25 protein-coding genes are annotated in these 24,269 nt (G+C 70.7%); 8 read left to right on the top strand and 17 right to left on the bottom strand.

Going from position 1 to position 24,269, the window contains the following annotated elements:
* Positions 1-169 precede the first annotated feature (169 nt).
* Together IE317_RS10430 and IE317_RS10425 are read left to right on the top strand one after the other, a co-directional pair.
* A complete protein-coding gene (locus tag IE317_RS10430; protein WP_091305133.1) occupies positions 170-508 on the top strand; it encodes a hypothetical protein in 339 nt (112 codons plus the stop codon).
* A 12-nt stretch (positions 509-520) separates the two neighbouring features.
* A complete protein-coding gene (locus IE317_RS10425; RefSeq protein WP_191308723.1) occupies positions 521-937 on the top strand; it encodes a hypothetical protein in 417 nt (138 codons plus the stop codon).
* Between the two features lie 324 nt (positions 938-1,261).
* On the opposite strand, the gene IE317_RS10420 is transcribed toward IE317_RS10425, so the two are convergent.
* Both IE317_RS10420 and IE317_RS10415 read right to left on the bottom strand, forming a co-directional pair.
* The gene (locus tag IE317_RS10420) at positions 1,262-2,521 is read right to left on the bottom strand and encodes an MFS transporter (protein WP_191308720.1); all 1,260 of its coding nucleotides are present in this window, start codon (positions 2,519-2,521) and stop codon (positions 1,262-1,264) included.
* Between the two features lie 25 nt (positions 2,522-2,546).
* A complete protein-coding gene (locus tag IE317_RS10415) occupies positions 2,547-3,863 on the bottom strand; it encodes a GH1 family beta-glucosidase (protein WP_191308718.1) in 1,317 nt (438 codons plus the stop codon).
* Between the two features lie 130 nt (positions 3,864-3,993).
* Here IE317_RS10415 and IE317_RS10410 point away from each other — a divergent pair, with 130 nt between their 5' ends.
* Entirely contained in the window at positions 3,994-4,641 is a 648-nt protein-coding gene (locus tag IE317_RS10410; protein ID WP_086852102.1) for a TetR/AcrR family transcriptional regulator, read from the top strand.
* A 152-nt stretch (positions 4,642-4,793) separates the two neighbouring features.
* Here the strand turns inward: IE317_RS10410 and IE317_RS10405 are convergent, their stop codons facing one another.
* Positions 4,794-5,978, bottom strand: coding sequence for an amino acid deaminase/aldolase (locus IE317_RS10405; RefSeq protein WP_191308715.1), 1,185 nt, complete (start codon positions 5,976-5,978; stop codon positions 4,794-4,796).
* A gap of 85 nt (positions 5,979-6,063) precedes the next feature.
* Between IE317_RS10405 and IE317_RS10400 the strand changes: the two genes are divergently transcribed.
* Positions 6,064-7,359, top strand: coding sequence for a D-arabinono-1,4-lactone oxidase (locus IE317_RS10400; RefSeq protein WP_191308713.1), 1,296 nt, complete (start codon positions 6,064-6,066; stop codon positions 7,357-7,359).
* Here the strand turns inward: IE317_RS10400 and IE317_RS10395 are convergent.
* The 3 genes from IE317_RS10395 to IE317_RS10385 are packed head-to-tail and all read right to left on the bottom strand — an operon-like array spanning position 7,356 to position 9,639.
* A complete protein-coding gene (locus IE317_RS10395) occupies positions 7,356-8,306 on the bottom strand; it encodes a ribose-phosphate diphosphokinase (RefSeq protein WP_191308711.1) in 951 nt (316 codons plus the stop codon). The two genes, IE317_RS10400 and IE317_RS10395, sit on opposite strands and share 4 nt — an antisense overlap.
* The gene (locus tag IE317_RS10390; protein ID WP_191308708.1) at positions 8,303-8,953 is read right to left on the bottom strand and encodes an SDR family oxidoreductase; all 651 of its coding nucleotides are present in this window, start codon (positions 8,951-8,953) and stop codon (positions 8,303-8,305) included. Before IE317_RS10390 ends, IE317_RS10395 begins: the two co-directional genes overlap by 4 nt.
* Before the next feature lie 32 nt (positions 8,954-8,985).
* The gene (locus IE317_RS10385) at positions 8,986-9,639 is read right to left on the bottom strand and encodes a hypothetical protein (RefSeq protein ID WP_191308705.1); all 654 of its coding nucleotides are present in this window, start codon (positions 9,637-9,639) and stop codon (positions 8,986-8,988) included.
* A gap of 422 nt (positions 9,640-10,061) precedes the next feature.
* Between IE317_RS10385 and IE317_RS10380 the strand changes: the two genes are divergently transcribed.
* A complete protein-coding gene (locus tag IE317_RS10380) occupies positions 10,062-11,132 on the top strand; it encodes an HpcH/HpaI aldolase/citrate lyase family protein (RefSeq protein WP_191308703.1) in 1,071 nt (356 codons plus the stop codon).
* Positions 11,129-11,986, top strand: a complete 858-nt coding sequence (locus IE317_RS10375) for an HpcH/HpaI aldolase/citrate lyase family protein (RefSeq protein ID WP_191308701.1) — start codon at positions 11,129-11,131, stop codon at positions 11,984-11,986. Before IE317_RS10380 ends, IE317_RS10375 begins: the two co-directional genes overlap by 4 nt.
* 36 nt (positions 11,987-12,022) lie before the next feature.
* Here the strand turns inward: IE317_RS10375 and IE317_RS10370 are convergent, their stop codons facing one another.
* From IE317_RS10370 to IE317_RS10325, 10 genes are all read right to left on the bottom strand, one after another.
* Entirely contained in the window at positions 12,023-12,874 is an 852-nt protein-coding gene (locus tag IE317_RS10370; protein WP_191308698.1) for a CU044_5270 family protein, read from the bottom strand.
* Positions 12,867-13,388, bottom strand: coding sequence for an RNA polymerase sigma factor (locus IE317_RS10365; RefSeq protein ID WP_191308696.1), 522 nt, complete (start codon positions 13,386-13,388; stop codon positions 12,867-12,869). Before IE317_RS10365 ends, IE317_RS10370 begins: the two co-directional genes overlap by 8 nt.
* Positions 13,389-13,467: 79 nt before the next feature.
* Positions 13,468-14,853 carry an amidase gene (locus IE317_RS10360; protein ID WP_191308694.1) on the bottom strand — a complete coding sequence of 462 codons (1,386 nt, stop codon included), beginning with the start codon at positions 14,851-14,853 and terminating at the stop codon, positions 13,468-13,470.
* 9 nt (positions 14,854-14,862) lie between these two features.
* Positions 14,863-15,618, bottom strand: a complete 756-nt coding sequence (locus IE317_RS10355; RefSeq protein WP_191308691.1) for an SDR family NAD(P)-dependent oxidoreductase — start codon at positions 15,616-15,618, stop codon at positions 14,863-14,865.
* Positions 15,615-17,027 (bottom strand): aldehyde dehydrogenase family protein, encoded by a 1,413-nt coding sequence (locus tag IE317_RS10350; protein WP_191308689.1) that lies wholly within the window; start codon positions 17,025-17,027, stop codon positions 15,615-15,617. The genes IE317_RS10355 and IE317_RS10350 overlap by 4 nt, the downstream gene beginning before the upstream one ends.
* Positions 17,020-17,790 carry an ABC transporter ATP-binding protein gene (locus tag IE317_RS10345; protein ID WP_191308687.1) on the bottom strand — a complete coding sequence of 257 codons (771 nt, stop codon included), beginning with the start codon at positions 17,788-17,790 and terminating at the stop codon, positions 17,020-17,022. Before IE317_RS10345 ends, IE317_RS10350 begins: the two co-directional genes overlap by 8 nt.
* On the bottom strand, positions 17,787-18,518 hold the full coding sequence (locus tag IE317_RS10340) for an ABC transporter ATP-binding protein (RefSeq protein ID WP_191308684.1): 732 nt from the start codon (positions 18,516-18,518) through the stop codon (positions 17,787-17,789). Before IE317_RS10340 ends, IE317_RS10345 begins: the two co-directional genes overlap by 4 nt.
* Positions 18,515-19,321, bottom strand: coding sequence for an ABC transporter permease (locus IE317_RS10335; protein ID WP_191308682.1), 807 nt, complete (start codon positions 19,319-19,321; stop codon positions 18,515-18,517). The genes IE317_RS10340 and IE317_RS10335 overlap by 4 nt, the downstream gene beginning before the upstream one ends.
* Positions 19,321-20,265, bottom strand: coding sequence for an ABC transporter permease (locus IE317_RS10330; protein ID WP_191308680.1), 945 nt, complete (start codon positions 20,263-20,265; stop codon positions 19,321-19,323). Before IE317_RS10330 ends, IE317_RS10335 begins: the two co-directional genes overlap by 1 nt.
* Complete coding sequence (locus tag IE317_RS10325) at positions 20,262-21,752, bottom strand: ABC transporter substrate-binding protein (protein WP_191308677.1); 1,491 nt, start codon at positions 21,750-21,752, stop codon at positions 20,262-20,264. The genes IE317_RS10330 and IE317_RS10325 overlap by 4 nt, the downstream gene beginning before the upstream one ends.
* 127 nt (positions 21,753-21,879) lie before the next feature.
* Between IE317_RS10325 and IE317_RS10320 the strand changes: the two genes are divergently transcribed.
* Together IE317_RS10320 and IE317_RS10315 are read left to right on the top strand one after the other, a co-directional pair.
* The gene (locus tag IE317_RS10320; protein WP_191308675.1) at positions 21,880-22,626 is read left to right on the top strand and encodes a FadR/GntR family transcriptional regulator; all 747 of its coding nucleotides are present in this window, start codon (positions 21,880-21,882) and stop codon (positions 22,624-22,626) included.
* Between the two features lie 10 nt (positions 22,627-22,636).
* The gene (locus IE317_RS10315) at positions 22,637-23,677 is read left to right on the top strand and encodes a patatin-like phospholipase family protein (protein WP_191308673.1); all 1,041 of its coding nucleotides are present in this window, start codon (positions 22,637-22,639) and stop codon (positions 23,675-23,677) included.
* On the opposite strand, the gene IE317_RS10310 is transcribed toward IE317_RS10315, so the two are convergent.
* Positions 23,663-24,265, bottom strand: coding sequence for a class F sortase (locus IE317_RS10310; protein ID WP_191308671.1), 603 nt, complete (start codon positions 24,263-24,265; stop codon positions 23,663-23,665). The genes IE317_RS10315 and IE317_RS10310 overlap by 15 nt on opposite strands.
* Between the last annotated feature and the right edge of the window lie 4 nt (positions 24,266-24,269).

Raw genomic sequence — 24,269 nt, 5'->3', positions numbered from 1 at the left:
TTCTATCGCACTCGGTTTCACCTCACTGTAGTTGTCAGATCTCCGTCACCGGCCGCACACCGGTAGCGATCACGGAGAGCTACGAAAACCGCAGCGTCGTCCCGGCGTCGTGCCAAGGGCGATGTTGCAGAAGGCATCTTCGGAGACTTTCGACAGAGCGGAGAAGGGCGTGGAGTTCGTGGACTCGTTCGCAGGGGGACATGCCGGCACGGCCACCCGCGCCGTGCGGCCGGCGATGGTCTCTCCCGCCCCCGCTGTCCGTCCCGTCACCCCGGCCGCCGCGGTGGACCCCCGCACCGCGAGCGTCCGCCACTACGAGGGCGGTCAGCTCGTGTGGCGCGTGCAGTGCGGCGACCTCATCAGCCGCGAGCGGGCGGTCACGGTGTTCGTCGAAGACAACCAGGTGGTATTGGTCTCGCCTCCCGGTGAGACCGCGCGGTTGACGTCCGGCCAGCTCGGGCAGCTGCGCGCCGCGCTCAACGAAGCCGCCAAGATGGCGGAAAGGTAACGGTGAGCTGACATGGATCAGGTTCTCGGGCAGGTCCTCCGCAACGCGGTCTGGGAGCGCCTCGACATGCTGACCGACCTGGCGAACCGCGCCGACGCCCAGTCGCTCGTCTCGGTCGCGCGTTCCGAACTGCCCCGGTTGACCGAGGCGTGGCGCGCGATGCTGAAGATGCACGAGCCCGACGAGCGCGGCGACTGCCCGACCTGCTCGACCCGGTGGCACCGCTGCAAGGCGCCGTGCTCGGTCTGGCAGGTCGCGCACGAACACCTGGTGGCCGGCGGCCTCGCCCCGCAGCAGTCGTCCTCGTCGGACAGCCGCCTGCAGGGCCGCCGCAAGAGCCCGGTTCCGACGCACCCCGCGCCGCCCACCGCGGCCGAGACCACCGGGCGCCACGCGTTGGTGAACCCGCGCCGAGCGGTCACGGCCTGACCCCCTGACAGGCGAGCCGCGGCCGGCCGATCGCCCCATCGGAGCCCCGTCTGCACTCGCCCGGGCCGAGGACTGTTTCGCCCGCACCCCCGAGCAGCGCGAACCAGTCCTCGGCCGCCACCCGGTCCCCACCGCGATTAATCGAAAAAAATCCGCGTTAGGCCTAGCCCAGGCGGTAATCCCCCGCTAGATTGATCATCGAAGACAGCGTTGGATCATGGGTCTGGTCCTGCTGTCACCCCGCCTCAGAGCGGCCCTCGAATTCCGCGGGCCGGTGCCGTTGCACTCCCCTCCCCCGACCGGCACCGGCCCGCGGTTCCACGTCTAGCGAACCGCCTTCACGCGCAGCACGAGCACCGCCGCCGAAAGCGTCGCGATCGCCGAAGCCGCGAACAGTCCCGGATAGCCGCCGACGTGGGCCAGCAGCAGCGGCGTCAGCAGCGGAGCCACCACCTGCGGCAGCGAGTTCGCGATGTTGATGATCCCGAAGTCCTTGGCGCGGTTCTGCGCCGCGGGGAGCACCTGCGTCAGCATCGCCAGCGCGACCGCCATGTACGCACCGAAACCGACGCCGAGCAGCGGCGACGCGGCGAGCGCCACCGGCCAGCTCTGCCACAGGACGAGCAGCAAAGCGGCAAGTGCCATCACACCGGACGCCGCGAGGACGTACGGCTTACGCCGTCCGGACTTGTCGGAGAAGTGCCCCGCGAGCACCGCGCCGCCGACGAGCGCGACACCGTACAGGCCCATCATGATCAACAGGCCGTTGTCCGGGTCCGGGTAGTGCACCGCGTCCTGGAGGAAGAACAAGAGGTAGAGCGTCCCGAACGCGTTGCCGAGGTTGATCATGAAGTGGCAGCTCCAGGCCCACGCGAAGTCGGGCTGCTTCCGGGGCGAAACCCAGAAGTCGCGGAGCACCTGGCGCAGCACCCACGGCGGGCGGAACTCGGCCGGCAACCGCGCGTCCGGTGTCCGGAGGACGAAGCACGCGGCACCGATCACCACGATCCCGGCGCAGACCGAGTAGGCCAACGGCAGCCCGGCGATGCCGAGCACGACGACCACCACGACCGCGCCCAGGACCGTTCCGAGCATCTGCGCGATGCCGACCAGGCCGCCGACCACGGCCAGCTGCTGAACCGGCACCCGGTCGGGCAGGGCGGCCATGAGCGCGGCGAGCATGCCGTTGAGGCCGCCCTGCACCAGGCACCAGCCGGCGATCATCACGGCGACCGTCGGCGCGAACGCCAGCACTCCCAGCCCGACGGCGGCGACGAGCGCGCCGCCGACGGTCCACGGGTGCCGCCGGCCGAACCGCGAGCAGGTCCGGTCGGACAGCAGCCCGATCGCCGGGTTGGCCACCAGCGCCACCGCCGCGCCGAAGCCCATCACCAGCCCGAGCACGGTTTCCTTGTTCACGCTGTCGAGCAGCTCGGCCTGCTTCGGCAGCAGCACCTGGATCGGGGCGTAGACGCCCAGCCAGAGCGCGATGTTCGCGAAGAACAGCAGGCTCATCCAGCCGGGCCGCACCCGCACGGTGGGCTCGGCGAGCGCTTCCGGGACGACCTGGGTCGTTTCACTCATGCGCCGACCTGATTCGTTCGCAAGCTCACTCATGCCGCACCAGCTTCCGGTACCAGTGGAACGAGTCCTTCGGCGTCCGCCGCAGGGTCTCGTAGTCGACGTGCACCAGGCCGAAGCGCGGCGCGTAACCCTTGGACCACTCGAAATTGTCCAGCAGGGACCAGCAGAAGTAACCCCGGACGTCGACACCGGCGTCCATCGCCTCGCGCAGCGCGACGAGGTGACCGTGCAGGAAGTCGATGCGTTCGGGATCGTGGACGCGGGAGTCCTCGGCGACTTCGTCGGCGAAGCTGCAGCCGTTTTCGGTGATCTGGATCGGCGGCAGCTTGTCGCGGTAGCGGTGGTGGAAGTCGAGCAGCAGCTCGCGCAGGGCGTGCGGGACGATCGGCGAGTCGTTCGTCGTCATCGGGTAGCCCTCGATGTCGCGCAGCTCGAACGGCAGCGGGTTGCCCGGACCGGGCATCGCGACACCCTGCGGCTCGTAGTAGTTGATGCCGTAGAAGTCGAGCGGCTGCGCGATGGTGGGCAGGTCGTCGGCGAACCCGGCGGGCAGGTGCCGGTGCAGCTGTTCGGGGTAGGTGCCGAGCAGCACGGGATCGGCGTAGAGCCGGTTGAGCAGCGCGTCCAGGTATTCCGCCGCGTCCTGGGCGTCGTCGTCGACGGCCCAGATGGGCGAGTGGTTGTTCGCCGTGCCGACGTCGGTGGCGCCCGCCGCGCGCAGGGCCTGGACGGCGAGGCCGTGCGCGAGGAGCTGGTGGTGCGCGGTCGGGATGGCGTCCAGCAGGAGGACCTGCCCGGGCGCGTACTCGCCGATGCCGTAGCCGAAGATCGACATGACCATCGGCTCGTTGAGCGGAATCCACAGTTTCACCCGATCGGCGAAGCGCTCTCCGAGGATGTGGGCGTACTCGGCGAAGCGCTCAGCGGTCGTCCGGGAGAGCCAGCCGCCCTCGTCTTCGACGGCTTGGGGGGTGTCCCAGTGGTAGAGCGTGACGGCGGGGGCGATGCCGGCTTCGCAGACGGCGTCGATGAGCTTGTCGTAGAAGCCGAGACCTTCGGGGTTGGGCGCGCCCTTGCCGTCGGGCTGGATGCGGGGCCAGGCGATGGACATCCGGTAGGCGCCGACGCCGAGTTCCGACATCAGCGCGATGTCTTCGGGGTAGCGGTGGTAGTGGTCGGCGGCTACGTTGGCTTGTTCACCGCGGGCGATCTTGCCCTCGGTCGCGGTGAACGTGTCCCAGATGGACGGTCCGCGCCCACCTTCGCTGGTGGCACCTTCGATCTGGAACGCCGATGTCGAAACACCCCAGAGGAAGTCGGGCGGGAAGTTCGGGTTCTGCACCGGCTGCTGACCCCTTCGTCAGGGCACCCGTACGGGTGAACATGAAAAGTTCTCATATACTAGGTCTTCACTCGTCCGTGGGGAAGCCCGTCGGCACGATAAAGTCCCAGATCAGACGAGGAGGAGCGCCGTGTCCGACATCCAGGCCGCGAAGGTGCCGGCAGAAGCCACCCCCTTACGCCGTCAACCGGTCCAGCAACGAAGCGCGAAGCGGGTCGAGCAGATGCTCGACGCGAGCGCGGCGTTGATCGACGAACTCGGTTACGACGCGCTGACGACGACGTTGATCGCCAAACGGGCGGGGGTCGCCGTCGGCTCGCTGTACCAGTTCTTCCCGGACAAGCGCGCGGTGGTCCAGGCGTTGACCGCTCGCAACCTGGAGCGTTTCGTGGGCGCGGTCAACGAGCGCCTGAAGCAGCTCGGGCCGGAGCACTGGTGGGACGTCGTGGACTCGATCCTCGACATCTACCTGGAGATGCACCGGACGGTCCCGGGATTTTCGAAGGTCCACTTCGGCGACATCATCGACCGCCAGCTGCTCGACGAGACGCGCGACAACAACGCGGTGATCGTGGATTCGCTGACGGACCTGGTGGCCAAGCAGGTCGATCGGCCGGTGGAGGACCTGCGGTTCGCGATCACGATCGCGAACGAGGTGGCCGACGCGCTGATGAAGCTGGCGTTCCGGCGGGAGCCGAGCGGGGACGAGAAGATCGTGGCTGAGGCGAAGTACGTGGTGAAGGGGTACTTGGCGGCCCGGTTCGGGGAGCGGTCTTAGGGCTGTCCACAGAAGTTGTCCACAGGTATGCACAACTGTGGACAACTGGCGTGGTTTGGGGTGGGTTGTCGGTGGGGGCCGATAGACTGGACTTGGGCACGCCCCCGGGAGGGTGGGGGAGTTTCTGGGCGGCCCGAGGGCCCCACAGGGGCTCAGCCGAAGTTCTGGTGCTCACCCCGGTACGTCGGCACTGTTCGCTCCACCCGGTCCCCCATGACCAGGTGGTAGTGGGTGAAGCGCTCCGCCAGCTCGCCCGCCTTGGCGTGGCGCAACCACACCCGGTCGCCCAGTTTCAATGTCCGGGCCGCGCGGCCCGTCACCGGGGTCTGGACCTCTCCCGCCCCCTCGAAACCGAGGAACTTCAGCCCCCTCGGCAAGTACGGCTTCGGCTGGCGGGATGGCCCGGTCGGGCCCGAGGCGATGTAGCCGCCCGAGAAGAGGGTGGCGATGTTGCGGGTCGGGCGGCGGACCACCGGGAGGGCGAACAACGCCGCCGGGCGGGGCTTGAACCGGGTGTAGCCGTCGAACAGCGTCGGGCCGATCAGGCCGGAGCCCGCAGCTATTTCCGTCACCACCGCGTCCGCGCCCGTCGACTCCAGGCTGCCCGTTCCGCCTCCGTTGACGAACTCCAGCGGGGTCACCGCCTGGACCGCCCGGACCGCTTCGCCGCGGCGGCGGGCCAGCTCGGCCGCCGATCGGCGTTGCATCCAGCCCACCAGTACCCGGTTCAAGCCGGGGCCCGCCGCGTCGCCGAGGCCCGCTATCTGGCCTTCGTAGGCCATTACGCCCACCAGGCGGAAGCCCGGGCGGTCGACGATCTGGCGGGCGAATGTCGAGGCCTGCTTCGGGGTGAAGACCGGCGAACGACGGGTGCCGACGTGGATGCCCGGCAGGGGACGCCAGGAGGCGTCCAGCTCCAGGCACACCCGGATTTCCGGGTGGCCGTGGCCGAGGGCGGCGTCCACCAGGTCGAGGTGCGCGGGCGAATCCACCATGATCGCGATCGCCGCGCGGGCTTTGTCGGATGTGGCCAGGCGGCGGAGGGCCTCGTGGTCCGCCGTCGGGTAGGCGACGACGATGTCATCGGTCGTGCCCTGCTCGACGTGCCAGACCGCTTCCGCCAGCGAGTAGCACATCAGGCCTTCGAAGCCGGGCATCGTCAGCGCGCGCTCCAGCAGCGCGCGGCAGCGGACGGACTTGCTCACGACGCGGATCGGCTTGCCGCCCGCGCGGCGGCGGAGGTCGGCGGCGTTCGCGTCGAACGCCGCCAGGTCGACCACGGCCAAGGGTGGATCGAGGTCCTTGGTCGCCAAGTCGTACACCGTCGCACTGGTCACGAGGTCTAAAGTACGACACGAAGGCTTGAAACGCGAATACTATTCACTTACTGTTTCGGCACTCACGGAAGAAGGGTGCGCGCGCATGACCCGGTGGACCAACTGGGCGGGCACGGCGTCCGCTTCGCCGCAGCACGTCCACCAGCCGCGCAACCCGGCTGAAATCGCGGCGACGATCGAGCGCATCGCCGCGGCCGGTCGCACCGTGCGCCCTTGGGGCAGCGGGCACTCCTTCACCGCCATCGCCGCCGCCGACTCCGATGCGCTCGACCTGCGGCACTGGACCGGCATCGAACAGGTGGACCTGGCTTCCGGGCACGTCACCGTCCGCTCGGGCACCACGCTCCGGGAACTCAACGCCGCCCTCGACGCGCTCGGGCTGGCGATGACCAACCTCGGCGACATCGACGCGCAGACCGTCGCCGGCGCGATTTCCACCGGCACCCACGGCACCGGCGCGAAGCTCGGCGGCCTCGCCACCCAGATCGTCGCGATCGAACTCGTCCTCGCGGACGGCTCGGTCGTCACCTGCTCGGCCACGGAAAGGCCCGACCTCTTCGCCGCCGCCCGCGTCGGCCTCGGCGCCATCGGCGTGATCACGACCGTGACGCTGCGCTGTGAAAAGTCCTTCTACCTGCGGGCGCAGGAACGGCCGGAGCCGCTGGAACAGGTCCTCGAGGGTTTCCACGACTTCGCCGACGAGAACGAGCACTTCGAGTTCTACTGGTTCCCCTACGGCAAGAACGCCCTGGTCAAGCGCAACAACCGGACCGAGACGGCGCAGCCGCTGAGCAAGGTCCGCGAGTTCGTCGACTACCGGATCATGGAGAACGTCGCCTTCGGCGGGCTCTGCCGCACCGGCCGCCTGATGCCGCGGTTGGTGCCGTCGCTCGGCAGCTTCGCCTCGAACGTCCTCTCCGCGCGCGAGTACAGCGACGTCTCCCACCGCGTCTTCGTCACCGCGCGCAACGTCCGCTTCACCGAAACGGAATACGCTGTTCCCCGTGAATCAGTGCTCGACGTGCTCGCCGAGCTGCGCGCGGTGGTGCCGACGCTGAAGCACCCGGTGATGTTCCCGGTCGAGGTGCGGGTCGCCGCGGCCGACGACATCTGGCTGTCGACCGCGCAGGGCCGCGACTCCGCCTACATCGCCATCCACCAGTTCATCGGCATGCCGTACCGCGAGTACTTCAGCGCGTTCGAGAAGATCGCCGGCGCCGTCGGCGGCCGCCCGCACTGGGGCAAGATGCACGACCTCGACGCCGGCGTCCTCCGCACGCGCTACCCGCACTTCGACGACTTCCTCCGCGTGCGCAAGGAAACCGACCCGAGCGGGCTGTTCCGCAACACCTACCTGGATCGGGTGCTCGGCCCGGCCTAAAACAGCGCCGAAACCGATTCGCCGTTGTGGATCCGGCGGATCGCCTCGGCCATCGCCGGCGCGATCGACAGGATCTTCAGCTTCTCGGTGCGCTCCTCCTCGGGCACCGGGACCGTGTTCGTGCAGACGATCTCCAGCACCTCCGGCCGGCTGCCGATGCGCTCGATGGCGTTCGCCGCGAACAGCCCGTGCGTGCAGGCGACCCGGATCGAACGCGGCTGCAGCTCGGCCAGCCTGTCCAGCAGCTCGAGCACCGTGCTGCCCTTGGCGATTTCGTCGTCGAGCACGATCACGTCCCGGCCGGTGATCTCGCCGATCACCGAGGTGATCTGGACGCGGTCGTCGGGGAAGCGTTCCTTCGCCCCGGCCGCGACCTGGACGCCGAGGAGCCGCGCGAAGTGCGACGCCTCCTTCGCGTTGCCCAGGTCGGGCGAGACGACGGTGGCGCGCGAAAGGTCGTACTGCCGGAAGTGCTTGGCCAGCTCCTGCAGCGCGTGCAGGTGATCCACCGGGACGCTGAAGAAGCCGTGCACCTGCGGGGAGTGCAGGGTCATCGCGAGCACGCGGCTCGCGCCGGCCGTCACCAGCAGGTCGGCGACCAGCCGGCCGCCGATCGAGATGCGCGGGGCGTCCTTCTTGTCCGAACGCGCGTACGAGTAGTGCGGGATCACGGCGGTGATCCGCGACGCCGACGCACCGCGGGCCGCGTCGAGCATCAGCAGCAGCTCGACGAGGTGCTCCTGCACCGGCTTCACCAGCGGCTGGATGATGAACACGTCCCGCTCGCGGCAGTTCGACTGCAGCTGCACCTCGAGGCAGTCGTTGGCGAACCGCTGGATCTCGACCGGCCGCAGCGGCACGCCGAGGTGCCGGCAGATCTCTTCGGCGAGTTCGGGGTGCGCGCTGCCGCTGAAGACGGCGATTTCTCTGGATGCCTGGGTGATCACAGCGCCGCGATCGCCTCGCCGATGGCGTCCTCGCCCGAAATCAACGTCAAGGTGCGGCCCGCCGAAGCGGGCGTGTCGAGCAGGCCGACGAGCACCGCGGCGACGTCGTCACGCGGGATCGGGCCGCGGCCGGTCTGCTCGGCCAGCAGGACGAGGCCGGTGCCGGGGTCGTCGGTGAGCGAGCCGGGCCGCAGGATCGTCCAGTCGAGGTCGCGGGCCTTGAGGTCGTCCTCCGCCGCGCGCTTGGCGCGCAGGTAGTGCCGGAATTCCTCGGTGACGTCCGGGTTCTCCGGGTTGTCGGCACCGATGGACCCCACCTGGATGTGCCGCCGGACGCCGGCCCGTTCGGCCGCTTCGGCGAACAGCGCCGCGGCGCCCCGGTCCACAGTGTCCTTGCGGGCAGTGCCGCTGCCCGGGCCCGCGCCGGCGGAGAACACCGCGGCGTCGGCGCCCTTCAGGACTTCGGCGACGGCGTCCACATCGGAGTTCTCCAGGTCGAGCACGACGGCCTGGGCGCCGACGGCTTCGAGGTCCGCCACGTGGGCGGGATTGCGGACGATCCCGACCGCTTCGTCACCGCGCGCGGCGAGCAGCCGCTCGAGCCGCAACGCGATCTGACCGTGTCCACCTGCAATGACGACTCGCATGAGCCGACCCTATTACCGATCGGGGAGAAGCGTCAGTCGAGCGACGCGGGGACCTCGGCGGTGCGGAGCAGGTGGTCGTAGACCAGCTCGTTGATCAGGCGCGAGACCGGGTCCTCGGCCAGCACGACGCGCTCGGTGCGGCCCTCGAGGTCGAGGTCGACGACCGCGTTCGGGTCGGCGGTCACGACGGCGAGGCCGTACGCGCGGGCGCGCGGCAGGCAGTTGCCGACGTAGTCCTCGGTCAGCACCGCCGGGGAGGGGAGGACCATCGCGGCCTCGCCGTAGCGGGCGAACGGAACCGCGGAGGCCATCGCGGTGCGCCAGTGGCGCGCGACGGCCAGGACGCCGACGATCTCGGCGGCCGGGGCGGGGGCGGTTCCGGCCAGCTCCGGCCAGGTCCAGGTGTCGACGGTGGCGCGGTCGGCCACCGGGCCGGCACCCATCGCGATGCGTTCGGCGTGCACGTCGGTGCGGAGCTTGGCGACCACGCAGACCTTGCGGCCGAGGATCGTGGTCTCGGGGAGGACGACGCCGTTCCAGCCCAGCTGGGCGGCGGCCGCGTGGGCGAGCTCGTCGACGCTCGCGGGGAGCTCGATCGGCGGCACCACGCGGCTCGGCATCGACCGGCTGCGCTTCGCGCCACCGGCGACCGTCGAGCGCTCGGTGTTCTGAGGTGTAGCCGCCACGAGTCCGCCTCCTTCTGCCCTGCACTGCTTCGTGACCGGGGGAAACCGGCACCTCACTTGTCTAACAGCGCGGCGGCGCGACGTCGCCGGGTAGTGCGAGTGGCTGCGATCGGCGGCGCCCAGCGGTCGATGACCGGTCGGTGGGCGGTCATCGGACTTCGGTCGAACGGTGCGGCCAACCGAGTGATCGCGGGGTGAGTGGCATTACGGAACGGCAACGGACGATTACCCGCGGCAGGATCGGCCAAACCCGCTCCGGCTAGCCCGTTCGGCGCAACAAGGGCGAAATCCACAGTGGACGCGGCCCGCTGAGCTGCGGTTGTCCGCCGTCACCCACACGGCGGTGACTTGCACCGCAGCGGTCACGCGCGGGCGGGACTAAAGTTACCCACCAGTCACTTAGCCGCCGCCGTGGAGGACCGATGCGCTCCCCGAAGGACTTCTTCGCCCCGCTCGCCCTGGGCGCGCCCGCGCCCGTGCGGGAGATCCCGGTGACGCCGTCCCGGATGATCCACTTCTTCGACCCCGGCAACGAGAAGATGGCGGCGAAGGTGCCGGACATCGCGAAGAAGGTCGACGTCCTGCTCGGGAACCTCGAGGACGCGGTCCGCGCCGACCGCAAGGAGGCCGCGCGCGCCGGGCTGGTCGCCATCGCCAAGGCGAACGACTTCGGGAAGACGCAGCTGTGGACGCGCGTCAACAGCCTGGACTCGCCGTGGGTGCTCGACGACCTGATCACGCTGGTCACCGAGATCGGCGACAAGCTCGACGTCATCATGGTGCCGAAGGTCGAGGGCGCCCAGGACATCCACTACGTCGACCGGCTGCTGGCCCAGCTCGAGGCGCGCGCGGGGCTGACGAAGCCGTTGCTGGTGCACGCCATCCTCGAGACGGCGAGCGGCGTGGCCAATGTGGAGGAGATCGCCGGCGCGAGCCCGCGCATGCAGGGCATCTCGCTCGGCCCGGCCGACCTGGCCGCGAGCCGTCGCATGAAGACGACCCGCGTCGGCGGCGGGCACCCCGGCTACCTGGTGCGCACCGACCCGGCCGGCGAAGACCTGACCGAGGACCGGACGACCTACCAGCAGGACCTCTGGCACTACACGGTGGCGCGGATGGTGGACGCGTGCGCGATGCACGGGATCCTGCCGTACTACGGGCCGTTCGGGGACATCCGCGACGTCGTCGCCTGCGAAGACCAGTTCCGCAACGCCTTCCTGCTCGGCTGCGTCGGCGCGTGGAGCCTGCACCCGGTGCAGATCGACATCGCGAAGAAGGTGTTCTCGCCTTCGCCGTCCGATGTGGCCTGGGCGCGCCGGGTGATCGCCGAGATGGGTGACGGCACCGGCGCGGTGATGATCGACGGGAAGATGCAGGACGACGCGTCGGTGAAGCAGTGCCGCGTGGTCGCCGAACTGGCCGACGCCCTCGCGGCGGACGACCCCGAACTCGCCGCCGCCTACGACGCGGCCACCAAGGAGGTCCTCGGATGACCGAGCTGAAGCCGAGGCGCTCCGTCCTCTACATGCCCGGCGCGAACGAGCGCGCGCTGGAGAAGGCCAAGACCATCCCGGCGGACGCGCTGATCCTCGACCTCGAGGACGCCGTCTCCCCCGACGCCAAGGAAGCCGCGCGCGAACGCGTGTGCGCCGCGGTGGGCAACTACGGTTCGCGTGAAGTGACGATCCGGGTCAACGGCCTGGACACCCAGTGGCACGACGCCGACCTGCGCGCGGCCGCGTCGGCCGGGCCGGCCGCGGTCGTCGTCCCGAAGGTGAATTCGGCGGCCGAGGTGCACAACATCGAGCGGGCGCTGGAGCTCGGCGGGGCGCCGGACCACACGAAGATCTGGGCGATGGTCGAGACCCCGGTCGCGATGCTGCACGCCGAGGAGATCGCGGCGGCGTCCGAGCGGCTGACCGTGCTGGTGATGGGCACGAACGACCTGGCGAAGGAGCTGCACGCGGAGTTCGTCCCGGGCCGCGGCCCGCTGCTCGGCGGGCTGTCGCTGTGCCTGCTGGCCGCGCGGGCGACCGGCAAGGTGATCCTCGACGGCGTCTACAACGACGTGAAGGACCTTTCCGGTTTCGAGGCGGAGTGCGAGCAGGGGCGACAGTACGGGTTCGACGGGAAGACGCTGATCCATCCGGCGCAGGTGGAGCCGTGCAACCGGATCTTCGCGCCGTCGGAGGAGGAGATCGACCGGTCGCGGCGGATCATCGAGGCCTTCGAGGACGCGCAGAAGGAAGGCCGCGGCGTGGTCACCGTGGACGGCCGGATGATCGAGAACCTGCACGTCGACAACGCCCGGCGGGTGCTGGCGCTGGCCGAGGCCGTCAAGAGCTGAACCGCGGTGGCCGGGCGGTCCGCCCGGCCACCGGGCTCACTTCGGCAGGTCGTCCGTCCACTCGGCACTGACCGCGTACGTGTCGCCCGCCGCGTTCGTGGCCGGGGTGCCGTTCGCGTTCAGGAACACCTTCGACCCGTCCACCTTGCCGGTCTGCGGGTCGACGACCAGGCGGCCGCCGCCCGGCAGCTCGACGCCTTCGCCGCCCGGTACCGCGCCGAGCGCGTGGACACCCGGGTAGTCGGCGATCGCGCGGAACGCCGCGGCCCGGACCGCCGGGGGCGACGGCACGGTGGACACCAGCATGACCAGCGACTCCAGCGCCGCCATGTCCCGCTGCTTCGCGGGGTACTTGTTCCGGGCCAGCCCTTCCGCGAGCCAGTCGCGCAGGGCCTTCGGGTCGGTGGGCAGCGCCAGGATCTGGCTGAGCGTGACCTCGGCGCCGGTCAGCCGGAACGGCCGGGGCCGGCTCGCCGGGACGGCCTTGCCGCCGGTCCGTCCGGTGCGGTACCACTCGTGCCCGTCGGTGGTGGTCCAGTACTCCCAGGACTCGCTGCCCACCTTCGTCGTCGTGTGCCAGTACCGGCCTGCGCCGGCCTGGGTGCGCTCGGCGACCGTGGCCGCCGCCAGCAGGATCTGCCTGCCGGTGTCGACCGGCGCCACCGCCTGCGGCTGCGGGACGGGCGCCGGCGAGCCGGGCAGGGTCGCCACCACGACGGCGGCCGCGGCCGCGGCGGCGACGAGACCGGCCCCGAGCGCGTACGGGCGGACCCGGCGGCGCGGGCCCGCGAGCATCCGGTTCTGCAGGCGGTGCCGGCTCCGGTCGACGACGTCCTGCGCCACTTCGTGGGGCGCCAGCGCGGCTCGCAGGGTCTGCAGGTCATTCATCGGACGCCTCCTGGGCGAGAGCGGGGGTGAGCTTCTTGCGGGCCCGTGTCAGCCGGGAGCCGACCGTGCCCGGGGAGATGCCGAGTGCTTCGGCCACTTCGGCGTAACCGAGGTCGCCGAGCGCGACGAGCAGCAGGACGTCGCGCTCGCCGGCGGACAGCCGGACCAGTGCCTTCCCCAGCCGCGCCACCGTCACCGAAGCGACCACACGGCTTTCGTGGCCTTCGGCGGCTTCGCGCGGGTCGAGCCGCGCGAGCGCGCGGTAGTGGCGGGCCTCCTTGCGGCGGTGCCGGGAGACCAGGTTCGTCGCGATGCCGAACAGCCAGGCGCGCAGGTCGCCGCGGGTGGGGTCGAACGTCTTCCGGCGGTCGAAGGCGACGAGGAACGTCTCGGCGGCGACGTCCTCCGCGGCCTGGGTGCCGAGGCGCCCGGCGACGTACCGGTGGATGTCCGCGAAGTAGCGGTCGTGCACCGCGGTGAACTGCTCGGTGCCGAGCACCGGGGCCGCCGTCATGGGGCTGCCTCTGTCATGGGGTTCCTTCCCGTCGGCGACAGCTACACCCCCACTTCGCCGAAGGTCCGGAACTCCTTCCCTACCCCACCGGCCAGGGCCGCTGCGGCGGGCGAAGCCGCTCGTACGCCGCCGCGGCGCGGAGGACGCCGAGGTCGTCGAAGCGGCGGCCGGCGAGCTGGAGGCCGATCGGACGGCCGTCGTCGGTGTAGCCGCAGTTCAGCGAGACCGCGGGCTGGCCGGACATGTTGTACGGCACGGTGAACGCGATGTGCTCGAACGGCCGGGCCGGGTCGTTCGTCGGGGACGCCCACTCCGCCGGCGGCGCCGCGACCGGGCAGGTCGGGGACAGGACGACGTCGAACGCCGAGGTCGCTTGCAAGGCCGCCACGCTCATCACGTCGATCTGGGCGAAGCCGCGGTAGACGTCGACGCCGGACGCGTCCGCGCCGCCCGCCGCCCAGTCCGCGATGTACGGGAGGACCTTCACGCGGCGCTCCGGCGGCAGCGCCGCCATGTCCGACCAGGCCCGGGTGCGCCAGAAGACGTCGAGGCCGTCGAGCATGCCCCGGGTGAGGAACGGCTCGACCGGCTCGACGACCGCGCCCGCAGCCTCGAAGGCACGGGCCGCCGCGGTGACGGCGTCGCGGATCGCCGGGTCCACCGGGAGACCGAGGCCGGCCTCGAGCTGCAGGCCGACGCGCAGGCCGGTCAGCGGGAGCTCCAGCGACGACCAGTCGAACTCCGACGGCGGCAGGCACAGGTGGTCACGCGGGTCCGGGCGCGAGAGCACGCTCATCAGCAACGCCGTGTCGGCGACCGTGCGGGTCATCGGGCCGGCCACGCGGCCGAGGAACGGCGGGACGACCGGCACCCGGCCGAAGCTCGGCTTCAGCCCGGTCAGGCCGCACCAGCCCGCGGGCAGCCGAATCGAGCCGCCGATGTCCGTGCCGACGTGCAGCGGGCCGTACCCCGCGGCGGCCGCGGCGCCGGCCCCCGCGCTGGACCCGCCGGGCGTGGCCGCCAGCTGCCACGGGTTGCGGGCCGTGGGGTGGAAACTCGACCGCCCGGACGTCAGCATCCCGTAGTCCGGCATGGTCGTCTTGGCCAGCAGCACGCCGCCGGACTCGCGGACCCGCGCGGCCGCCGGGGCGTCCTCGGCGGCCGGGACCAGCGCGGTCGCCGCCGTGCCCAGCGGCACCGGCGTGCCGCGGGTGGCGATGTTCTCTTTGAGGGTGAGCGGGACGCCGTCGATCGGGCCCAGCGGTTCGCCTGCCGCCCACCGAGCTTCGGACGCCTTTGCGTCGTCGCGAGCGCCTGACGGGTCGTACGCGTACAACGCGTGCAGCTCGGGCTCTCGCGCTTCGATGCGCGCGAGAACGGCTTCGGTCACCTCGACCGGCGAGAGCGTCTTCGCGCGGTACTGCGCGACGAGCTCGACGGCGGTCAGGTCAGGCAGCTCGGTCATGGGCGCTCCTCACGAGGCAGGCGGGTCGAAGCGGCCGTCGACGGCGGTCCAGCCACCGTCCACCGCCAGCACAGAGCCGGTCACGAACGACGAAGCGTCCGAAGCGAGGTACACGACCGCTCCGGCGAGCTCGTCCGGACGCGCCCAGCGGCCCAACGCGCCCTTCGCCGCGTACGCGTCGTACCACTCGGGATTCGCCTTGATCTGCGCGGTCAGCGGGGTCTCGACGACGCCGGGGGCGATCGCGTTGACCCGGACCCCGGCCGGGCCGAACTCCGCGGCGGCCGTGCGGAACAGCTGGACGAGCCCGGCTTTCGTCGCCGCGTACGGGCCCTGGCCGGGCTCGACGGTGGTGCCGCGGATCGACGAGAAGCCGATGATGCTGCCCCGCCCGCGCGCGACCATGCCGGCGCCGAAGACGCGGACGACCTCGAACGTCACGCCCAGGTTCAGCGCCAGGACGCGGTCGAACTCCTCGCGGGTGTAGTCGAGCAGCCGTTTGCGGACGTTCGTCGCGGCGGTCAGCACGACGACGTCCTGCGGGCCGAGGTCGGCCGCGGCCCGGTCGAGGGCGCCCGGTGCGAGCAGGTCCAGTTCGTACGGCTCCCCCACCCCGGCTTCGCGCGCGGCGTCGAGGTCGCGGTCCGCGCACACCACCGAAGCGCCGTGCGCGGCCAGGGCACGCGCGGCTTCGCGGCCGATGCCGCCCGCGCCGAGGACCACGGCCCGGCGGCCGTCCAGCCGGAACAACGTCGAGTAGTTCACGGGCGCAGCACCGCCATCCTCGTCACGGTCAGTTCCTCGACGGCGAAACGCGGCCCTTCGCGGCCGATGCCGGAGTCCTTCACGCCGCCGTAGGGCATGGTGTCGGAACGGAAGCCGGGCACCTCGTTGATCACGACGCCACCCACTTCCAGCTCGTCCAGCGCGCGGAACGCCGTCTTCAGCGACTTGCTGTAGACGCTGGCGTGGAGCCCGTAGCGGGAGGCGTTCACCGCGGCGAAGGCCTCGTCCACATCGGACACCGTGCGCACGCAGACGACCGGGCCGAAGATCTCCTCGTCCCACGCCTCGACGCCGTCCGGCACGTCGAGCAGGACGGTCGGCCGCAGCACCGTGCCGTCGACACCGCCGCCGACCCGGCGGCCGCCGGACTTCTCGATCCACGCGGCGACGCGCTCGGTGGAAGCCGGGTCGATCAGCGCCGACACCCGCGTCTTCTCGTCCCGTGGATCGCCGACGACGACTTCGTCCAGGCGCGCGAGCAGCCGTTCGGTGAACTCCTCGGCGACCGGGGCGACGACCAGCACCCGCTGCACCGAGATGCAGGCCTGACCGGACGCGTAGAACCCGCCGCGCAGCACGGCGTCCACGGCGGCTTCGAGGTCGGCGTCTTCCGCGACCACGAGCGCCGCGTTCGAGCCCAGCTCCAGCAACGTCTTCGTGGGGGCCGCGTCACGGGCGATGCGGTGGCCGACCGCGGCCGAACCGGTGAACGAGACCGCGCCGACCCGGCGGTCGGTCGTCAGTGCCGCGCCGACGGCCGCGTCCCCGGTGACCAGCTGGACCATGGCGGGCAGCGGGGCGAGCGACCGGACCAGGTGAACCAGCCACAGCGTGGCCAGCGGCGTCTGCGGCGCGGGCTTGACGATCACCGGGCACCCCGCGGCGATCGCGGGCGCGATCTTGTGCGAGGCCAGCAGCAGCGGGTAGTTGAAGCCCGCGATGCCGACGACGACGCCGATCGGCTTGCGCTTCCAGAACCCGACCAGGCCGTCACCCGAGGGCAGCAGATCGAGGGGCACGGTCTCACCGTGCAGCCGGGAGACCTCTTCGGAGGCGGCTTCCCAGGTGACGACCGTGCGCGCGACCTCGACGCGGCAGTCGACCAGCGGCTTGCCCGTTTCCAGGACGAGCAGGTTCTCGAACTCCGCCCGCCGGTCGCGCAGCGCCACCGCGACGTCGTTGAGCAGCGAACGCCGAACCCGCGAAGGCAGCGAAGCCACTTCGCGCGCGACGGCGACAGCCTCGTCGACAGCCCGACGCGCCAGTGACGGCGTCCCGACCGGCGCGGTGCCGACCACGCTCCCGTCGTAGGGGAAAACGATTTCTTCGGTATCCACAGTGGACACCCAGCCCGCTCCGATCGGCAGGCCTCCGGGATGGTCAGGCATCGTCACCTCCGCGCAGCCGGGCGAGTTCCGCGCGCAGGTTCGGCGCGGCTTCGAGGAGTTCCCGCGTGTACTCGTGCTGCGGCGCGTCGTAGACCTGCGCCACGTCGCCCAGCTCGACGATCTCGCCGCGGCGCATCACCGCCACCCGGTCACAGACGTGCCGGACGACGCCGAGGTCGTGGGACACGAAGATCAGCGTCAGCGCGAATTGCTCCACCAGCGAGCCGAGCAGGTCGAGGATCTGGCCGCGCACGGAGACGTCGAGGGCGCTGACCGGCTCGTCGGCGATCAGCACGCTCGGGTTCGGAGCCAGCGCGCGGGCGATCGAGATCCGCTGCCGCTGGCCGCCGGAAAACTGGTGCGGGTAGCGCTGGGCGGCGTCTTCCGGCAGGCCGACAGCGGCGAGCAGCTCGGCGACGCGGCCGGGGTCCCGGTGGCCCAGCGGTTCGGAAACGATGTCCCGCACCCGCATCCGGGGGTCGAGCGAACCCATCGGGTCCTGGAAGACGATCTGCAGCTCCGAGCGCAGGAAGCCGAGGCGGCGTTCCGGCAGGTTGTCGATGCGCTTGCCCTGGAACGAGACCGTGCCCGCAGTCGGTTTGTCGAGCGCGGCCAGCAGCCGGACCAGGGTGGACTTGCCGGATCCGGACTCGCCGACGATGCCGAACCGCTGTCCCGCGTCGACGTCGAAGCTGACGCCCCGCAGGGCGTGCACGTCCCGGCGGGCGTACCGGCGTTCGAGGTCGCGGACTTCGATGATCATCGCCGGGCCTCCAGGTCCGAAGCGGCCAGGAGCTTGCGCGTGTACTCGTGTTTCGGCTGCGTCAGCACTTCGCGCGTCGAGCCTGCTTCGACGATCTCGCCGTCCAGCATCACCAGCACGCGTTCACACACCGACGCCACCACCGCCAGGTCGTGCGTGATGAAGAGGAGGGCACTTTCCCGTGAAAGTGCCCGCTTGATCAGGGTGAGGATCTGGGCCTGCACGGTGACGTCGAGGGCGGTCGTCGGCTCGTCGCAGATCAGCAGCGACGGCTCGTTGGCCAGGGCCATCGCGAGCACGACCCGCTGCCGCTGCCCGCCGGACAGCTGGTGCGGGTACGCGCGGGCGGTGCCCGGCAGGCCGACCGCGGCCAGCAGGTCCTCGGCGCGGTGCCGGCGGCCGTGGAGGCGGCCGGGCTCGGTGACCTGGCGGCCGACGCGCATGGCCGGGTTCAACGCCGTCATGGGCTCCTGGAACACCATGGCCAGCTCGTCGCCGCGCAGCCGCGACAGGTCCTTTTCGGACATTCCCAGCAGTTCCCGGTCGTACAAGCGCACCGAACCGGACGCGGGCAGTTCCTCGGGCAGCAGGCCCATGATCGCCAGCGCCGTCAGCGACTTCCCGGACCCGGACTCGCCGATCAGGCCGACGCGCTCGCCGGCGCCGATCTCGAACGAGACGTCCCGGACCAGGTCGCCGACCCGGAGTCCGGTCACCGAGAGCGTCATACGCGGGCCGCCAATCGGGGGTCGAGGCGGTCGCGCAGGCCGTCGCCGAGGAGGTTGAAGCCGAGCACGGCGACGGCGATCGCGATGCCGGGCACCAGCGCCAGCCGCGGCTGCACGGTCAGCAGCTCTTGGGATTCCTGCAGCATCCGGCCCCACGACGGCGTCGGCGGCCGCGTGCCGAACCCGAGGAACGACAGCGCCGCCTCGGCGAGCACGGCGATCGCGAACGACACCGACGCCTGCACGATCAGCAGGCCGGAGATGTTCGGCAGCACGTGCCGCAGCGCGATGTTCAGCCGCGACCGGCCCCCCGCGCGGGCGGCGAGCACGAACTCGGTGCTCATCACCTGCAGTGTCCCGGACCGGGCGATCCGCGCGAACGACGGGATGGTGGCGATGCCGATGGCGACCATCGCGGTCAGCGTGTCCGCGCCGAACACCGCGCCGAACATGATGGCCAGCAGCAGCGCGGGGAACGCGAGCACGAGGTCGTTGACGCGCATGACGAACTCGCCGAGCCACCGCGGCGACATCCCGGCCAGGATGCCCAGCGGCGTGCCGATCACCGCGGCGATCCCGACGGCGACGACCCCGACGTACAACGTCGTCCGCGCGCCGACCATGAGCTGGCTCAGCAGGTCGCGGCCGAACTTGTCGGTGCCGAACCAGTGCGAGCCGGTGAAGCCGAGCAGCCGGTGGGTCGCGTCGACCTTCACCGGGTCGAACGGCGTCCACGCGAACGACAGCAACGCGGCCAGCACGACCAGGCCGACGAGCACCGCGCCCAGCACCAGATTGCGCATCACGAACCTCGCAATCGCGGGTCGAGCACGGTGTAGAGGACGTCGACGACGAAGTTGACCAGCAGCACGCCGACCACCAGCACCAGGACGATTCCCTGCACGGTCAGCAGGTCACGCGCGGAGACGGCGTCCAGGAGCATCGAACCCAGCCCCGGCAGCACGAACACGCGCTCGACGACGACCGCGCCGATCAGCAGGGTCGCCAGCTGCAGGCCGAGCACGGTCACCACGGGCACCGACGCGTTGCGCAGGCCGTGCCGCACCAGCGCCTGTCCCGGCCGCAGCCCCTTCGACCGCGCGGTGCGCAGGTAGTCCTGGCCGAGCGTGTCCAGCACGGCCGAACGCACGTACCGCGTGAGCACCGCGCCCTGCACCAGGCCGAGCGACAACGCCGGGAGGACCAGCCCGCGGAAGAACTCGCCGAAGTCCTGGTTCGGGGGTGTCCACCCGCCCGAAGGCAGCCAGCGCAACTGCACGGCGAAGATCTGCACCAGGATGATCCCGGCGAGGAACGCCGGAATGGCGACGCCGATCTGCGACAGGCCCGAGACGCTCGCACCCGACGCCTTCCGGTGCTTGACCGCGGCGAACGTCCCGGCCGGCACGGCGATCACCAGCGCCACCAGCATGCCCGCGCCGACCAGCCACAGCGTCACGCCGAGGCGGTCGAGCAGCTGCGGGCCGATTGCGTCCCGCGTCACGTAGGAGCGGCCGAAGTCGCCGTGCAGCACGCCACCGATCCAGTCGAAGTACTGCGTGAGGAGCGGGCGGTCGATGCCGAACTCCGCGCGGGTCTTGGCGAGCAGCTCCGGTGTCGCGTTGACGCCGAGCGCGACCTGCGCCGGGTCACCCGGGAGCACGGCCATGAACAGGAACACCACGATCGACGCGGCCAGCACGCTGACCACGAAGATCGCCACCCGGCGCAGCACCTTGGCGGTCATCGCGGCGCCAGCCCGGTGAGGTCGAAGGACTCGCTAACCTGGTTCTGCACGAACCCGCCGACCTTCGTCTTCGCGACGATCACGTTGGGGAACAGGAACAGCCAGTCCGCGGCCGCGTCGGCGTTCAGCTGCCGGGCCACCTGCTTCATGTCCGCGATCTGCTGTTCCGGCGTGCCGCTGTCGGCTTCGCCGAGCAGCTGCTGGACGCGCTTGCTGTCGTAGCCCCAGTAGTACTTCGGCTTCCCGAACGTCGTGATGTCCCGGGCTTCGACGTGCTGGATGATCGACAGGTCGTAGTCGTGGTCGGTGAACACCTGCTTGAGCCACACCGCCGGGAAGTCGAGCGGCTCGATCGTGGTCCGCACGCCGACGTCGGCGAGCTGCGACTGGACGACCTGCGCGGCCGACACCGCGTACGGCAGGTTCGGGATCCGCAGCCGCAGGCTCAGGTTCGTCGCACCCGCCTCGGTCAGGAGCGCCTGCGCTTTCGCGGGATCGAACGGGTGGACGTTCGAGAGGTCTTCGTACCACGGGTCGGTCGGCGGGACCATGCTGCCGATCAGCGTGCCGCGGCCCGCCCACGCCGTGTCCAGCAAGGCCTTCCGGTCGATCGCGTACGTCAGGGCTTGGCGCACGCGGACGTCGTTCAGCGGCGGCCGCGCGTTGTTCATGGCGAGCGTGACTTCGGAGTTCGTCGTGCCCTGGACGACCTGGAACCGGTCGTCGGCCTGGAACTGCGGGATCGAGTCGGGCGCGGTGATCGCGGAGATGACGTCGATGCCGTTGCTGAACAAACTGTTGTTCAGCGCGGTCGGGTCCTTGATGTACTTGAGGACCACCGTGCCGTACGCCGGTTTCCGGCCCCAGTACGCGGGATTCGCCTTCAGCACCACGGAGTCGCCGCGCTTGCGCGCCGCCACGACGTACGGCCCGGTGCCGACCGGCTTGTTCGCGAGATCGGCGACACCGGTGGGGCTGAACATCGCGCCGAGCCGGCTGGTGAGGCTGAACAGCCAGCCGTTGGACGGCTTCGACAGCACGACCCGCGCGTGGTCCGGTGCCACGGCGTCGACGTGGTCGATGACGTCCATGTTCGCCTTGATCGAGATCGTCCAGTCCGTCTTCACGCGCATCAGGGAGAACTTGACGTCCTCCGCGGTGAAGGGAGCGCCGTTGCTGAACTTGACGCCCTGCTGCAGCTGGAAGTCGTAGGTCTTGCGGTCCGGGCTGACGGTCCACGACTTCGCGAGCAGCGGCACGACCTTGCCCTGGGCGTCGAGCTTCACCAGGCCTTCGTAGACGTTGTAGAGCAGGGCCTGCGGGATGGCGGCGCCGTCGGTGCGGGTGAAGTCGAAGTTCGCCGGCTCCGCCGTGAAGCCGACGGAAAGCGTGTCCGGACCAGCGGAAACGCTGGCCGACGAGCCGGCCGAGCAGCCGGACACCACGAGCAGCAGCGCCGCTGCCAGCACGTGAAGTCGGGCTTTCATTCGGCCTCCAGGGCTGTAACAACCGGGGCTTCGCCCCGGTCCGGGGGCTCCGCCACCCGGACCCCCGAAAAAGTTAGTACACTGGTCTGACCAGTAGCCTGCACCGAGCGGACGGCGAGGTCAAGGGATGCGGTTCGAACCGGTGGCTCCGGTCCGCGCGTACGAGCGGGTCGTCGAGCAGATCGAGCAGGCCGTGATCAGCGGCGAGCTCAAGCCGGGCGAACGCCTGCCGAGCGAGCGCGAGCTGATGACGCAGTTCGGCGTTGGCCGGTCGACGATCCGGGAAGCGCTACGCGTGCTGCAGGCCGCCGAGATGATCCGGTCGCGGCCCGGGGACCCGCGCGGGCCGGAGGTGCTGGCCGCCTCGCCCGCCGCGTTGCACCGCTCGATGCACCGGCTCGCCCGCGCCGACCACGTCGGGCTCGCCGAACTGCTGCAGTTCCGGATGATCCTCGACGGCTCGGCGCACCTGCTCGCGGCCGAACTCCGCACCGAAGCCGACCTGACCGGTCTCGACGCGGCCCTGGAGTCGATGCGCGAAGGCGTCTCGCGCGGGTATGCCGAGTTCAGCCGTGCGGACGTCGCCTTCCACGAGGTGATCGCCCGCATCTCCCGCAATCCCCTGCTGGTGATCAGCGAGGAAGTCGTGCGCGGGGTCGTGCTGGAACTGATCGAGGACAAGCTCGAGCACGCCAGCAACCGGACGTCGCTGATGCGCGCCTGGCTCGCCCACCACGCCGAGGTGCTCGACGCGATCCGCGCGGAAGACGGTACGGCGGCGGCGCACCTGGCAAAACAGGCGTTGTACGACAACTACGCCGAATACGTCCCCGCCGGGCAACGGACTCTGCTCACGCCGTTGCTGCGGCCATAGACTCGGCCGCGTGGACTCGGCGAAACGGGACGGCGTCGGCCTCGCGCTCTCGGGCGGCGGCTACCGCGCAATGCTCTTCCACGCCGGCGCGCTCTGGCGGCTCAACGAACTCGGCTGGCTGCCGAAGCTGACCACCGTCTCCAGCGTCTCCGGCGGTTCGATCGCCGCGGGGGTGCTGGCGCACGCGTGGAACAAGCTGTGGTTCGGCGCGGACGGCGTCGCGGAGAACTTCGGCAAGGAGGTCGTGCAGCCGATCCGGCGGCTGGCCCGCACGAACCTCGACGTTCCGGTCACGCTGAAGGCGATGCTGATGCCGTGGCGCAGTGCCGGGGAGGAACTCGCGCGCCGCTACGCGAAGCACCTCTTCGGCGACTGCTGCCTCGCGGACCTCGACCCGGCCGGCCCGAACTTCGTGTTCACCGCGACCAGCCTGCAGGACGGCTCGCTGTGGTGGTTCTTCCGGCAGCCGGGCCCGCACGGGCAGATCCCGCTGGCCACCGCGGTCGCCGCGTCCTCGGCGTTCCCGCCGATGCTCTCCCCGGTCGTGATCCCCGATCCGCACCAGCCCGGCCGCAAGATCGTGCTCAGCGACGCGGGCGTTTACGACAACCTCGGTCTCGACCCGATCGAGAACCAGCGGGCGACCGTCCTGGTCAGCGACGCGGGCAAGAAGATGAAGCACGAGAGCAAGCCGAAGCACAACTGGCCGATGCAGTTGCTGCGCGTGCTGACCGTGATGGACAACCAGGTCCGCGAGCTGCGCACCGGCTCGCTGCTCAAGTCCTACGAGGACAAGGTGTACGCCGGGACGTACTGGGCGACCTACAGCGACATCGAGAACTTCGAACTGCCGGACGCCCTGCCGGCGCCGGTCGAGCAGACCCGGCGGCTGGCCGAAACGAAGACCCGGCTGACCAGGTTGCCCGAGAAGGTGCAGGACAACCTGATCAACTGGGGTTACGCCGTCTGCGACGCGGGCATGCGCCGCTGGGTGTGCCCGGGTACCGAGCTGAAGCCGGAGTTCCCGTACCCGGGCTCAGGCGTCGGCTAGGTTCGCGTACACGACGACGTTGTCCTTGTAGCTGTGCTCGGCGTGGTCGAACGCGCCACCGCAGGTGATCAGCCGCAGCTGTGGCTTGTCGCTGTTGCCGTAGACCGCGTCACGCGGGAACGTCTCCTTCGGCACTTGGTCGACCCGGTCGACGACGAACTTCAGCTTCTTGCCGTCGCTGCGTTCGACGTCCACCTCGTCCCCCTTCACCAGCTCCTTCAGCTTGAAGAAGATCCCGGGCTTCTTGTCGCCGTCGACGTGCCCGAGCACGACCGCGGGACCGGTCTCGCCGGGAACCGGTGACATCTTGTACCAGGCCGCCTGCATCGGCGTGTGCACCGACGGGACCGAGATCCCGCCGTCGGCCTTCGGCAGCACCGAAACCAGCGACGACTGCGCGCCGATCTTCGGGATGTCGAGCTGCGTCGGGCGCAGGCCGGCGAACGGCTTGGTCACCGGCGGCACGGACGGCGCCGATGACGACGGGGCTGCCGGCTGCGAGTCGGGCGTCCCGCAGGCGGCCAGGGCGAAGGACAGCGCCAGGGCGGCCGCGAGGACGCGGCCGCCGCGGCGGAACTGCTGGGTCATGCGG

This window comes from Amycolatopsis bullii (assembly GCF_014654205.1).
Taxonomy (GTDB): domain Bacteria; phylum Actinomycetota; class Actinomycetes; order Mycobacteriales; family Pseudonocardiaceae; genus Amycolatopsis; species Amycolatopsis plumensis.
Note: the sequence above shows the minus strand (reverse complement) of the source record. Positions and strands in the feature narration are given on the sequence as shown.